A 14,753-nucleotide genomic window follows, 5' to 3' on the forward strand; every position below is an offset into this window, starting at 1 on the left:
AGGCGAACAGGGTCATTTTAAGTAACATAGCGGGATGAAAGGCTGGACGACCTGTGTGAGAAGTTTCTTCCAATAGAACGGATGAAGGAATAGTATCCACAAACTGACTAATCAGACGAGCCTCATGCGTTGCAGGTAAGTCCCAAGCAATATTTAATTCCAAACTAAGCTGATTTGTGTTATACTGTTTATACATTTTCATGCCTTTCTAGTTGTTTTGTGGTTATTATAATTATAAAGCATGAAATGGAAAACGAGCAACTCCTAAGTGGAATTGCTCGTTTTTTATATGTGAGAAGCTAGTTTTTGCCCAGCCTCTTGCTATTTTATAAATAGTCCCCTTTAACCACAAAGAAGCTGCCACGGATTTCGCCTGCTAGTTTGAAGCCGTTGGCGGGCAAACTTGAATTTGCCTTCAAATTCTTTGGGAATTTCAATGCCGTCTGACAATTTGAAACCGACCGATCGCTTGCCGCCTTCTTCAAGCGTATAGAGGACATTGACATATCGTCATTTGGTTTATCTTCTATTTCACCTTTTGGATGATTGGGAGTTGGAAAAATCTCCCTTTCCTAAGCTTAAAAGCTAAAGAACAAAGTCGAATAGTCTGACATTCTTTGCGATACTATCTAAGTCACATAAACAAATTTACTTCTTTTTTTATAAAAAATAAACTCCAAAGTAGTCCTAATAAACATAAAGCAATAAAAGGAGAAACCAGTATAGGTTTTACAATTGATCCCTCTGAGACTACTTGCTTAGTAAGTAGTTGATTTTCAATTCGGTGACCTCTAACTAATAATCGGTGGCTATTAACACCATAAGGTGTGCAAGTCACAAGGGTTACGAAATCCTCATTCGGATCTATCATCAAAGGAGATACATCATCTGGAGTAACCGTAATAATTTTATCAATTTCGTATGTCAGAGTGTTATCTAAAACTTGTATCATAAATGTGTCCCCTATAACCAGCTGATCTAAATCAGAAAACAGTTTTGCAGAAGGCAATCCCCGATGTCCTGAAATAGCAGCGTGACTTCCCTGACCGCCAATGGGAAGGGAAGTCCCAGCAAGGTGACCTACTGCTACCTGCAATACGGCATCATCCGTTCCGTGATAAATAGGTAACGTTGTCTGTAATTTAGGAATTTCTACATAGCCCATAATACCAGTATCTGTGATATTTAAAATTGATTCATACTTTTTTAAAGCTACACTGTCTATATTTAAATTAGGTATTGTCCCCTTTTCGAGCGTGCTATTATATGCACTAACATTTTCTAAAATTTTTTGTTTTTCTTCTTTTGAAATATCCAATAATTTCTCAGAATAAGTAGCTACTGCTTCTGATTGATAATGTGAGTTCCAATAATCACTTACTGTTGGATATAATAACAATAATAGGCCAGTTATTAAGAAAAAGACTAGCAGACTCGTTATGTAATTATTTTTAGATTTGGAAATCATAATAACCTCATTTTGAATAATAGGAAAAGAGGCTGGGAAAAAGGCCAGCCTCGCTTCTCAGAGTTCGTGTCTACATCTCAGCGTAGTGGTTGATTGGGTTTAACAGTCCACTGGACTGTTAAAGGTTGGAGATAGGAGTTGCAAAGCAAATCTCAGTAATTCATGTTTTACGCTTCAAATCTGACCTCTACGACTGTTGCGAACAAGTTAGCTTAATTTCCAACCTATTCCAAATTTACTTAAGGTCTACACGTTTCTTCGTCACAAGAAGGACTGCTGAACTGATTGCAAACAATGCCCCAATAAGGTAAAGCATCTTTGTCCCAACGCTACCTGTTGACGGCAGTAATGAACCTTTTTTATTAATGACATTTGTTGAGAGAGAGCCATCTTGCAAGTTTGAAGTAAATTTCAATTCTTCGTTACCTGACAGTTTGTTCAATGTTGGCATTGCAGACTCAATAGTATATTCCGCAGTAATTGTAAACTCAAGTGGCTTGATTGTATTGTAACCACTTGGAGTGGTAGTTTCTTCTAATTTGTAGTCTCCAGCATCAAGGCCTTTAAATTCAAATTTAGTTAGTTCGCCACCTTTTATTTCTTCACCAACCTTTTTCCAATCATTCTTTACTTTTTTATAAAGAGTAAATCCTGCACCTGTCAAAGCCTTCCCATCCTGGTCTTGCTTATTTACAATGGTTTGGTATGTAAAGACAATAACTACATCTTTCGGTGTTCTACCGTGCCCTTCAGAGTTAGGATTGTTTGAGTACACTAACTCAACTTCATTTCGGTTTCCCTGTCCACCAATAACAGCTTCTGAAGTTAATGTTGCTGTATATTCTACAACCACTTTAGTTTTAGAATTGATTTTCTGATCTTCAATAGATTTCAAATTTTCAATAGAGATTTGAAGTTCATTAATGTTTTTATTAATTTTAAATTTGTTTGTGACTTCAACTCTATTTTTACCTTCGTTTTCTAAATAAATTTTAGCATCTTCATTATATTTCAACCCCTTAGATAAAGTATCAACAAATTCAAGGTTATATGTTTGATAATCATCAAAATTACTTGGTAGGGTTGCTGTCAATTTAAAAGGAACTTGGTCATTAAAATCATAATCTGCTGCATCTTGCCAATTTGATTCTACACCTGTGGTATCATTTTTATCTTTAACTTTCTTTTCAACGGTTGGAATGTCACTTTTCAAAGTAGCTTCTGCATCTCCGACAACTTTCAAAATAAAGCGAGTATAAGAAGTATTTGTTTTCTTATCCATAGCCTCTTGTGAAAAATCTTTATCTTTAACTAGGTAGTAACCCGGCTTTAACCCCGAGAGAATTGTCTTGTCAGCGGTACTCACAACTGATTTTGAAGGGTTCTCTTTTAAATGTTTACCGGCTTCAAATGCAAACTCCTTAACTTTGTTAGAGTCGTCATTTTCCTTACCTAATAAATCTACAATATCCGTTACCTCTTTCTTTTCTTCAAAAGTAAAAGGAGTAACATCAGAGCCCCATCCAATATTTGAAAGTGTCTTACCGTCTTCTGAAATTTCACCTTTAAAAATTTGGTAGGCTTCATAGGTATGACCAACTGTTGTGCCATTGATTGTTAAACTGTAATTTCTAGATTCCTCAGCAGAAACCTTTAGAATACCCAAGGCATAGAACATGACTGTAAAAAATACTGTAAAGATTGTTATTAACTTTTTCACGAAAATATCCTTTCTGACTTAAAAATTTTTTATAAAATAATTTCTCACCATTTTCTGCAGTTATAGCACAGTCTCTCCTCCTATAACGCATATAAATGAATCAACTATACAAATTAAATTTATAGAATAGTCCTCCCGCAACAACCAGTAATACTATTACTCCCAATAAGTAATACATGATTACACCTGGTCCACCTGTATTAGGCAACACGTATTTTCGGGTAGAGACATTTCTTATAGTTATTATCCCCGAAACAATGGCTGCATTTTCTGGAGTAGTTACATCCATCTCATTATTCTCAGATTGATAGCTAGTGTTATAACCAATTATTGGATGCTCCTGTACGAAATAACTGTACGTAACAGTCTCTCCTTCTTCCTTACCTTTTTTAGGAAGTTCATGATATGTCTTACTCCAATTCATCGTATGATTGAGGGTCTCGCCACTCAAATAATCTTTTATAATTTTACGTCTGTCATCAAAATGAACTATTTGCTTCAAATCATAGCTAATCTCTCCGTTCACACGGTCCGTTGGCTGCTTATCTGCTGTAAACCATTGTTTATTGACCGTAATGCTTGTCATATTTAACTTCTGGTTTTTTATCGTCAATATCCCCTTAACAATAGCTGCTTCTGCTGGATTTACCGTATCAGCATTACTCTCATTCAAATAACGAACACTATAGCCTGGTAGGGGGACTTCCTCTACATAATAAGCATAGCTAACCTTTTGTTTAGCTTCATTTACACCTGATATTGGTAAATTATCATACCGTTTTGTCCATTGTTCAGCCGCAGTTAAGGTCTGGTTAGCTTGATACACTGTTGTTGTCTTCGTTCCATCTTCTGTCGTGGAAATTTGGTTAAGATTATACGTAATGGAAGAAATTGTTGGTTCTCCAATCTCACTTCCATCCTCATTTAACCACTGCTTCCTTACAGTGATTGATGTTTTTGTTGGCACAACTTCTTTTTTATTACTAATAGTAATAACCGGGGTTTTACGCTCTGCTTCTCCAGCTGATTCAGCCTGTGATGCAACAACACTTGCACTAACACTAACTGAATTGCTACTCCATCCCGTAAATCCCCATGTCGCTGTCATATTGGTAGCAGCAGTTGGAACCCGTAATTTTTCTGTAATTTTAATTAAAAAACCATTGCTATACTTACCAGTCGCAGCATCATAAAATTCATTCTTTTCTATAATGATTGCAGAGGAATTAGGATTATATTGGGCACTAGTTATTCTCTCTAATCCCTCAGTCCCTCCATGCATACTATCAGGCATATAGGTATGTTTAAGAGCATTTGGAACCTTAAATATTTCAAGATTAGTAATATCAGTTTGACCTTGGTTATCAAGAGTAATTTGATGTTTCCCCAAAAACCAACTGGAAACATAATCTCTAGATAGGTCATTTCCGTTATTAATATAAATAATTCGTTCAACTTCTCCAGTAAGACGATTAACAGAGGCTACCTGATTACGAATTTTTAATCCTTTAGCTACACCGCCTGGCATCTCTCTGGAAGCCCCATAATCAATATAAAATGTTTTTAAAGGTTGAACTTGCCCATCTATAACATTTGTAAAACTTTGTTTACCTGAATAAGGTACATTCTTCAAATCCGCTCCCATAGTCGCATAACTTGCTGAAAGCTTGATATTCTGTTCTCGTCGTACATAATCATTAAATGTATAAATAAAGCTATTGGTCGCTTCATCATACCTTCCTGTAGCTACAACCGTATCTCCAACTTTCAAAGGAATAGGCGGTAAAGTACGTTCTCTAATCCCTGTAGGTGATAATTTATTATCCAACTTAATTGTGAAGGAATCTCCCGGTTGAGTATCTGGTTTAACTTTTAGTTCAAAAGCTAACTTTATAAACTCTCCACTGGTCATCCACACTGCATCTTCATTATCTTTTTTTGTATCACTTCGCGTGGAAGTCAGCTCGTATTTTAATACCTCAACTACATTTTCTACTTTAGGCTGCCTAATAATAGTATTGCCACGGGACTCTGATATTTTCTCTTCAGATGTTGAATCGGTGGATTTTATATATTTGGCTTCCACAATTCCGTAATGATTAACTCTGATTTCATAGTAATCATTCAATAACTGATAACCTTCAGGCGCTTTAGTCTCTCTAAGGGTATACGTTCCTTTCGTTAGATTTGAGAATACAGTACCCTTTGAATCGTTAGTAGTAGTTATCGTTTGCATAACTTTACCAGTTGAATCAGAAAGAGTAAATACAGCACCTGCTAATGCCTTCCCTTTCTCATTTACTTTCTTCAAAGTAAAGCTTCCACTTTGTTCAGCTGTCTGAACATTTGACGCCGAGCGTAAAAAGGAATCCATTGAGACAGTTTCTTCCATCACTTCTCTTGTTAATACAAAGGGATCTTCCTTGCTTCCATTCCCTGTTTTATTTACCAATTCACTATTTGTTGCTGTTCGTTCAATTATTCGATACGTCGCTGAGGAATTTGCTACATTTTCCCATACTAACTGAGTAGAAGTTGCTTCATCCGGCGCTTCAATACTTTGAACAGCATTTTCAACTTCTGCTATTCTCCATGAACCATCTTCATTTTGAACTTGCAATTCTATATCAATAACGTCATCACTATCAAACTCATTCCATTCTTTTCTTGCATATAAAGTGATAGGCTTTTCAGCTGTCTCTACTAGTGTGTAGTTGAAGAAAGAATCTGAAGAAAATTCAATACCGGTGAGCCCTGTTTCATCTGTCTTTATTTCTGTTTTATCTGTTAAATCTTCAACACTATCTAAATCATTATTTTTGAAATGATAGAACTTCCATTTTGTCGAGCTTTTTTCTACAGGTATACTATTTTTAAATGTAAATGAAACTCTCACTTCTTTTTGAGGTTCGATTTTTTCTCCTGATTCAGTCAAAAAAGAAAGTTCGTAGGAATGAGCCTGCTGAACAATCTGAGAATTTTCCTCAAGAATAGATGATACTCTATCACTATATTTTGTACTATCTTCTGAAGGTAAAACCTGTAATCGAACAGGCTGTTCAAATGTATGAGCCTCATAGTTAACTTGTACAGTTATATTTTCATGTTCAGCGAATAAGCTTCCAGCAGATTGAACCTGTACCAACTGTGACTCCGCCTGTTCTTCTTGAACTGGCTGTTCTACTGTTGTTGGCTGATTATAGACTGATTGCAGAACACTCTCCTGACTGTCCGTCTCTAAAGTAATGGCTGGTAAAATCAGCAAATACGATATTCCAAAAGCCATAATTATTGACAACGCCATAGTTATTTTTGCAGTCTTTTTCTCTCGAAAGTATTGCTGAACAAATTTAAACAATCTTTCCCATAATATTTTCATGTTTTCTATCTCCTTCCTTTATTTTATTACTCCCATTTTATGAAATGGCCATATCCGAAAGGTTAACTTTCCAACCAGTTGCTCCTCACCAATTGACCCAATAGCTGTATTTCTAGAATCAATAGATACACTGCGATGATCTCCCATTACAAAATATTGACCTTCTGGAACCTGGTACGGTAGTTTAATATCCGTTTGACCATAGGCCTTATCTTTAACATAGGGTTCGTCTAATGTTTTTCCATTTACATAAACATTCCCCTGCTCATCTATATTTACCCACTGACCAGAAGTGGCTACTACTCTTTTTACCAAAACCTTATTATTGTAGTAGAATGCAACCATATCTCCAGTTGAAAGTGTATTTGTCTTCACAGTTGCCACCATATCACCTGCTTCCAGAGTAGGAGACATGGAACTTCCATAAATATGCAGAACTGGCAACCATAACATGGCTATTAATACTGCAAGTGCAGCGACAGTAATAAGCGTGAAAATAGTATTTTTTAATGTCTCAAGATACCGCTCTTTATATCGTATTTTATTCAGCTCCTCTGACATTATTGATATACTGGGTAAATCTGATATGGTAACATAATCCTTATTTTTATTAGTCGCCATCCTCATCTATTCTCCCTATTTCACAATTATCAGATTGTTTATGTGTAACTTTTTGAACCTGTTCAAGATAAATATTTGCAGCCAATTGTGCTTCTTCAAAAATCCTAGTAACTGCTAGAGACGCCTCCGCTATCGAACCAATTTCTCCCAAAACCGCTTCGCGATACTCAATTCTTTTTTCCAAATCTACTAATTTTGCTTGATAAGACTCTATTTCCCTTGCCTGCTCAACCAAGAGTTCAAATAATTCAGAACGCTTCAGTTTTCTAAGGTCTTTTGCATTTAACATTGCTTCTTCCTCTCTCCTTTTTGCTTATATTGCTTTAGCTACAAAATATATGCTTGTTTGCTTCTAAATATCACATATCAATCAAAATATATACATTTTTGTAAATATAATACAATCAAATTAGCCTGTACATGATACCAAGCCAATCCTTAGTTTGTCAACAATGCCAATTTCTTAAAAAAACACAAAAAAATCAGAACTTTTTGCACATATATGTTTAAGAAAAAATATGTATGCAAATCGAAAAACTACATCCTTCTGATTTCTCAAACAATTCCATTAATATAAATATTTTTTTCATAGCTAGTGCATCACTAGATTCCCCTCATTTATTTCATATATTTTTTTGAAAAAACATACAAAAAACAAAGAAAAAACAATTTATTACATTACCCTGTATAAGGGATAAATTGATTTTAGTAGTGATTTGCAGATTGTAACTTATTTAAAATTGAACATCCTCCAACTTTAGATTTTTAGAAACGCATACACTGCTCCTATCTAGCAATAAATCGGAGAAAAAATATTTCCTAACGAATGATAGAGAAGTTCTTTAAATATAACGTAGAACCTGTATTTGATAACAAATGTTTCTAACTAAATACTATTCACAAACCTCTATTACTCTTATGTGGGTATATGAGTTTTATCCTATTATTACTCAGATAAGACTAGGAGTAAAAACCGTTCTATTAGCAATTTCACTGAAAACGTCCCACAATCACCTAAAACATTATAAACACAAAATGAAAGAGAGAAAGAACTAGACAGATAATACTCAATGAAAATCAAAATCAGACTAGGCGACGCAGATGCAGATAGAACTGAAGTTCATCAAACCAAGTCAACAACGTCTGATTTTGATTTTCGAAGAGTATAAAAGAGTTCGTCAACAAGTCTTTATTTCTAGTTGTTGAGCTGAAACAATCTGTCTCCAAACGTTTTGACTACACTGGGATGTTGGTCAAACTTTGAGAAATAGTATTGTTTTTTTGCCTAGGCTCATTTTTGCATACAAAAAAACCTGATCACACGATCAGGCTTTTCAGGAGATTATGAAAAATATTTAGGATTGGGTATAGTATAACCAATATTACTAAAAGTCACATCCGTCTTAAGACTGATTTATTGAATATGACCAATAAAATGAGTAGAGTCGCTTAAAAATAGACTTATTCATACGAGAACTGCAGTCATAATTTAAGAACCCGTATTCACAGTTCAACGCTTCTATTCTAAGGCTAGTCTTTAAGCTACTCATCATTAGTTTTTTTCAAAATACAATCAACATCCCCTCAAAAATTACCTTGATTAGCTAAATCTGTCTCTTAATATGAGTACTTCGCTTGTAAATACAGGTTCTAAGAATAGAGCGTTACCAAAGCAGGCATGGATATATTTATTTTTATTAAACTCTCTATCTTATTTTGCACTTCTGACACAAGCTTCATAGGTCTGTTCCATCAACATGGTAATAGTCATCGGACCAACACCACCTGGAACTGGGGTAATATAACTTGCTACTTCTGATACTTCATCGTATTTGACATCACCGATTAGCTTGCCATTTTCATCACGATTCATACCAACATCAATTACCACGGCACCTGGCTTAACAAATTCCTTGGTCACAAAATGACCACGACCAATGGCAACAACAAGAATATCGGCCTGACGAGCAAGATCTGGCAAGTTTTTGGTACGAGAATGTGCAATCGTTACAGTAGCATTGGCATCCAATAGCAGCTGTGCCATCGGTTTACCAACAATATTAGAACGACCAATAACTAAAGCAGACTTCCCTTCCAGCTCAATCTGATATTCCTTGAACATTTCCATAATTCCTGCTGGAGTAGATGGAATCATGACAGGATGACCTGACCAGAATTTCCCCATGTTAGTCGGATGAAAACCATCCACATCCTTATCTGGGTCAATAGCCAACAAGACCTTCTCCTCGCTGATGTGGGCTGGTAAGGGCAATTGCACCAAAATACCATGCCATTCATCATCCTGATTATAGCGCTCAATCAAATCCAACAAGTCTGACTCAGAAATCGTATCTGGAACACGAACAACCTCACTCTTGAATCCAGCAGCTAGAGCTGACCGCTCCTTATTCCGTACATAAACCTGACTAGCAGGATTTTCGCCAACTAAAATAACTACAAGACCTGGTACCAACCCCTTTTCTTCTTTTAATCGAGCAGTTTTCTCCGCCAAGGCAGCCTGCATTTTTACACCTAGTGCTTTCCCATCAATGACTGTCATACCTACACTCCTTTTGTTTTTTCTATTATACCCTAAAATTCTCCGACTGACTATACTTGTACAAAGTAGAATATAGCATATAGCAAAAAACTCCGAACAATATCGGAGTCGTACTTATTTGTTCATTTATAGTCTTTTAGTTTACTTTTAGTACTAGGCAACGAGCTGCAGACAGTACTGGAGTACGGCAAAGCGAGTTAACGAAGTAATAAAAGAAAAACTAAATGACTATATTACAAGACCTTAGACAAGAAATCCTTAGTCCGTTCTTCCTTGGTATGTTCAAAGACTTCTTCAGGCGTTCCATCCTCCACGATGACACCACCATCCATAAAGATAACCCTGTCAGCTACCTCACGCGCAAATCCCATCTCATGAGTCACGATAACCATGGTCATCCCTGACTTAGCCAAATCCTGCATAACAGCAAGAACTTCACCAACCATTTCAGGGTCTAGTGCAGAGGTCGGTTCATCAAAAAGTAGGACATCTGGGTCCATGGCCAGACCACGTGCAATAGCGATCCGCTGTTGCTGACCACCTGAAAGGCTTTGTGGATAGGCATTCGCCTTATCTGGCAATCCTACCTTTTCAAGTAATTCCTTAGCCTTCTTCTCAGCCTCATCCTTTGCAATTCCCTTTGTCTTAATAGGTGATAAAGTAATATTATCTAATACCGTCATATTCGGAAAAAGATTGAACTGTTGAAAAACCATTCCCATCTTTTCACGCATCTTGAAAATATCATTTGACTTGTCAGTAATATCAACACCTTCAAATGTAACAGTTCCCTTGGTCGGTACTTCTAAGAGGTTCATTGTACGTAAGAAAGTCGATTTCCCTGACCCTGATGGACCGATAATAACGACTACCTGACCTTGTTGAATATCTAAATCAATTCCTTTTAGAACCTCATTCTTTCCGAAGTACTTATGTAAATCCTTGATAGAAATAATTGCATTAGACATGGAACTGCCCTCCCTTGTTCAACTTTTTCTCAAACGACTGAATAATCACTGTTAGCACCGTTGTCATAATTAGATAATAGCTCGCTGCAAATACAAGTGGTGTTAAAGGAATATAAGAAGTGGATTGAACTGTCTGAGCACCGTTCCATAATTCCATCACACCGATGGTTGACAAAAGTGAACTATCCTTAACAATAGTCACAAATTCATTTCCCAAGGCTGGAAGGATATTCTTGATAGCCTGTGGCATGATAACATAACGCATGGCCTGCTTTGGTCTAATACCAAGCGAATAAGCAGCTTCCAACTGTCCTTTTGGTACAGCATTAATACCTGCACGAACAGTTTCAGATACATAGGCACCCGAGTTCATCGAAATAACAATGATACCTGGAATCAAGCGTGTCAAATCTACCGTCAAAATTCCTAGCTGAAAAGTTGGTGCTACAAAATGTGTCATCGCAAAAGCAATCATAATCTGGACAATCATCGGTGTCCCACGAAAAATCCAGACATAGATATTGGCAGTCCAAGCTAAAACTTTATACTTACTACGCTGAGCAAAAGCAAGCAACACACCTAAAATACTACCAAAAAATACTGAGAAAAATGCAATAATGAGGGTAACAATTGCCCCATAATTAAAATAAGCCCAATACTCAGGCAAAAAAGAAAAATTCATTCATCTTACTCCAATTCTGTCATTTAGAGTCTATTATACCATTTTCGAATATTTATGCAATACTTTTGTTTATAATATTCAATTTACATAAGAAAAAAGCACCCTTAGGTGCCTCTCACTTCTTCTTAGTACAATAGCTCATAGATTTCCATTGCAATCAAGTCGATGCTATCAAACGCGTACGTTTCACGAGCAGCAACATCACGCAAGGTAAATACTGAACCATTTTCCTCGTCATAGCTATAAGCCACTTCTGCAACAACAATACCATCACGTTCGAAATTACGTTTCAACGTACCGCCGTCATTAGCCATAGCTTCCAGACGATTGATAATTCTCACCAAATGTGATTCCATATTCGTTCTCCTAATCCTTTTTATAGGAATATTTTACCACATATTGCCAAAAAAGTCTTATTTTTTCCCTATTTTCTTCCTATCGCCCTATTTTTCATAGAAAGTTTTTCCAAGCGTAGCAGTTTCTTGATTTTTCTATGAATCTTGTTATAATAAAGCTAGAACTGACCTTTTTTGACTATTTAACAATAGGTCACATTTTTCACAGAAAGAGGTAGAATTATGCTCTGCAAAAATTGTAATATCAACGACGCAACGATCCATCTCTACACCAACTTAAACGGTAAACAGCAGCAGGTAGACCTCTGTCACAACTGCTACCAAATCATGAAAACAGACCCTAATAATGCTATCCTACGTGGGTTGGGAGATTTAACAAATCCTAACAATATGGATCCCTTTAGTGAATTCTTCAATCACCTAGGTGGCTATCCTGGCAATACCCCTGCTGGAAAAAATCGCGAACAGACTCCTCCCACTCAAGCCGGTGGGCATAATGGACGTGGTGGACAGACCCCTCCTCCGCAACAACCCCAACAACCAAATGGGCTCCTTGAAGAATTTGGTATCAACGTTACCGAAATTGCCCGTCGTGGGGATATTGACCCAGTAATCGGTCGCGATCAAGAAATTACCCGTGTCATCGAAATTCTCAACCGTCGTACAAAAAATAACCCTGTTCTTATCGGTGAGCCTGGAGTAGGTAAAACAGCGGTTGTTGAAGGCTTGGCTCAAAAAATTGTTGATGGCGATGTGCCACAGAAATTACGAGACAAGGAAGTCATTCGTCTGGATGTTGTCAGCCTCGTACAAGGAACAGGTATCCGCGGACAATTTGAAGAACGCATGCAAAAACTCATGGAAGAAATCCGTAATCGTCGCGAAATCATTCTTTTTATTGACGAGATTCACGAAATTGTCGGTGCTGGTTCTGCAGGCGATGGCAACATGGATGCTGGCAATATCCTCAAACCAGCCCTCGCACGTGGTGAAATGCAACTAGTCGGTGCAACAACGCTCAACGAATACCGTATTATCGAAAAAGATGCCGCCCTAGAACGCCGTATGCAACCTGTAAAAGTTGAAGAACCAAGTGTCGAAGAAACCATTACCATCCTCAAAGGTATCCAAAATAAATACCAGGATTACCATCATGTTAAATACTCTGATGCTGCTATCGAAGCTGCCGCAGTACTGTCCAACCGCTACATTCAAGACCGTTTCCTCCCAGACAAAGCTATTGACCTTCTGGATGAAGCTGGTTCAAAAATGAATTTGACCCTCAACTTTATTGATCCAAAGGAAATTGACCAACGCCTGATTGATGCCGAAAATCGGAAAGCACAAGCTACACGGGATGAGGACTATGAAAAAGCGGCCTATTTCCGTGACCAAATTGCTAAGTACAAGGAGATGCAAAAGGCAACTATCAGCGAGGAAGATATTCCACTCATTACTGAAAAGGAAATCGAAGCCATCGTAGAGCAAAAAACAAATATCCCAGTTGGTGATTTAAAAGAAAAGGAACAGTCCCAGCTTGTGAACCTCGCTAGTGACTTAAAAGCCCATGTTATCGGACAAGATGAAGCAGTTGACAAGATAGCTAAAGCCATCCGCCGTAATCGTGTCGGTCTCGGTGCTCCAAATCGTCCCATTGGATCCTTCCTCTTTGTCGGACCAACAGGTGTCGGTAAAACCGAATTGTCTAAGCAATTAGCTATCGAACTCTTCGGTTCGGCAGACAGCATGATCCGCTTCGACATGTCCGAATACATGGAAAAACACGCTGTCGCTAAACTCGTCGGAGCTCCTCCAGGCTATGTAGGCTATGAGGAGGCTGGACAATTGACTGAAAAAGTCCGTCGTAATCCTTACTCACTCATCCTCCTTGACGAAGTTGAAAAAGCCCACCCAGATGTCATGCACATGTTCCTTCAGGTCTTAGACGATGGGCGTCTGACAGATGGACAAGGTCGGACAGTCAGCTTCAAAGATACCATCATCATCATGACATCAAATGCTGGTACTGGAAAAGTTGAAGCAAGTGTCGGTTTTGGTGCGACTATGGAAGGACGGACTCAATCAGTCCTTGGCCAACTTAGCAATTTCTTCACACCTGAATTTATGAACCGATTTGACGGCATTATTGAGTTCCAACCACTGAGCAAGGAAAACTTACTTGAAATCGTCAGCCTCATGCTAGACGATGTAAACAAACGCCTTTCTCACAATGGCATCAGCCTCCATGTAACAGATAAAGTTAAGGAAAAATTAGTGGACCTTGGCTACGATCCAAAGATGGGAGCTCGTCCACTACGCAGAACCATCCAAGATCAGATTGAAGATGCTATCACCGACTTCTACTTAGAACATCCAGCAGAAAAAGACCTACGTGCTGTCATGTCAAGTAAAGGTACAATTCAAATCAAGGCACAAACAAAGACAAAATAAGAAAATAGAGCTGCTCCCTACGAGTAGCCTATTTTACTGTTTTGATACTCTATTTTTCTAAATTTTTCCCCATCTCCATCCTATAAAAAACTGGTAAATTCTCAAAGTAAGTTCTAGTTCCCTTCCTTCCAGAAGTTACTCTGAGAAAACTGTATAACGCCAACAGAATTTAGTCTCAGACTAAGTTCTGTTTTTGACTAAAAATGTTGATAATAGTGAGTTTTAGTATTGAAAATGTTGAAAAAAAGAGTACACTAAAGTTACTGGCTCTGAGACGTCTCAAAGTAAGTTCTAGCTATCTGGAATTTTGGCTGGGACAAGTTCCTTTCTATTTTGAAATTATTTTTTGATAAAAACTAGCGGTTATTTATCCAATAATCGAGGTGATTGGATGACGTTCTCGGGGTCAATTTTAGATATTCCCAAAAGTGTTGCCAATTCTTCACCGTAGGTAAACGTAAAGAGTTCATAAGCCGATTTTCCGTTGAAAGCAGCTCGTTTGACGCTGTTGACATGCGAACAAACCAGGTTGATGTCCTCCTGTGTCA

10 protein-coding genes and 3 pseudogenes are annotated in these 14,753 nt (G+C 37.5%); 1 reads left to right on the plus strand and 12 read right to left on the minus strand.

The genetic code is table 11. From position 1 onward, the window contains the following. The 11 genes and pseudogenes from ODU45_RS08815 to ODU45_RS08865 all read right to left on the minus strand — a co-directional run. Nucleotides 1-196: pseudogene (locus ODU45_RS08815) on the minus strand (IS5/IS1182 family transposase); the annotation flags it as partial. Between the two features lie 130 nt (nt 197-326). Further along, a pseudogene (locus ODU45_RS08820) lies at nt 327-504 on the minus strand (phage tail protein); the annotation flags it as partial. 130 nt (nt 505-634) lie between these two features. Next, nucleotides 635-1,468, minus strand: a complete 834-nt coding sequence (locus ODU45_RS08825; protein WP_105138940.1) for a class C sortase — start codon at nt 1,466-1,468, stop codon at nt 635-637. 235 nt (nt 1,469-1,703) lie between these two features. After that, a complete protein-coding gene (locus tag ODU45_RS08830) occupies nt 1,704-3,188 on the minus strand; it encodes an isopeptide-forming domain-containing fimbrial protein (RefSeq protein WP_398581160.1) in 1,485 nt (494 codons plus the stop codon). 100 nt (nt 3,189-3,288) lie between these two features. Then, entirely contained in the window at nt 3,289-6,567 is a 3,279-nt protein-coding gene (locus ODU45_RS08835; RefSeq protein WP_398581162.1) for a SpaA isopeptide-forming pilin-related protein, read from the minus strand. A gap of 18 nt (nt 6,568-6,585) precedes the next feature. Continuing rightward, nucleotides 6,586-7,188: a signal peptidase I gene (gene lepB, locus ODU45_RS08840; protein ID WP_169051115.1), complete on the minus strand. Its 603-nt coding sequence runs from the start codon at nt 7,186-7,188 to the stop codon at nt 6,586-6,588. After that, nucleotides 7,178-7,477 carry a DNA repair protein gene (locus ODU45_RS08845; RefSeq protein ID WP_105138937.1) on the minus strand — a complete coding sequence of 100 codons (300 nt, stop codon included), beginning with the start codon at nt 7,475-7,477 and terminating at the stop codon, nt 7,178-7,180. The genes lepB and ODU45_RS08845 overlap by 11 nt, the downstream gene beginning before the upstream one ends. Nucleotides 7,478-8,899: 1,422 nt before the next feature. After that, complete coding sequence (locus tag ODU45_RS08850) at nt 8,900-9,748, minus strand: bifunctional methylenetetrahydrofolate dehydrogenase/methenyltetrahydrofolate cyclohydrolase (protein WP_024385039.1); 849 nt, start codon at nt 9,746-9,748, stop codon at nt 8,900-8,902. Between the two features lie 233 nt (nt 9,749-9,981). Next, nucleotides 9,982-10,716: an amino acid ABC transporter ATP-binding protein gene (locus ODU45_RS08855; protein ID WP_002943067.1), complete on the minus strand. Its 735-nt coding sequence runs from the start codon at nt 10,714-10,716 to the stop codon at nt 9,982-9,984. Next, nucleotides 10,709-11,398 (minus strand): amino acid ABC transporter permease, encoded by a 690-nt coding sequence (locus tag ODU45_RS08860; RefSeq protein ID WP_002938702.1) that lies wholly within the window; start codon nt 11,396-11,398, stop codon nt 10,709-10,711. The genes ODU45_RS08855 and ODU45_RS08860 overlap by 8 nt, the downstream gene beginning before the upstream one ends. A gap of 125 nt (nt 11,399-11,523) precedes the next feature. Beyond that, nucleotides 11,524-11,754: a DUF1797 family protein gene (locus tag ODU45_RS08865; RefSeq protein WP_002938704.1), complete on the minus strand. Its 231-nt coding sequence runs from the start codon at nt 11,752-11,754 to the stop codon at nt 11,524-11,526. Between the two features lie 222 nt (nt 11,755-11,976). Between ODU45_RS08865 and ODU45_RS08870 the strand changes: the two genes are divergently transcribed. Next, complete coding sequence (locus ODU45_RS08870) at nt 11,977-14,205, plus strand: ATP-dependent Clp protease ATP-binding subunit (protein WP_105138934.1); 2,229 nt, start codon at nt 11,977-11,979, stop codon at nt 14,203-14,205. A 363-nt stretch (nt 14,206-14,568) separates the two neighbouring features. Here the strand turns inward: ODU45_RS08870 and ODU45_RS08875 are convergent. Beyond that, nucleotides 14,569-14,753: pseudogene (locus ODU45_RS08875) on the minus strand (IS30 family transposase); the annotation flags it as partial.

This window comes from Streptococcus sp. 2022WUSS135 (assembly GCF_044427045.1).
Taxonomy (GTDB): domain Bacteria; phylum Bacillota; class Bacilli; order Lactobacillales; family Streptococcaceae; genus Streptococcus; species Streptococcus hashimotonensis.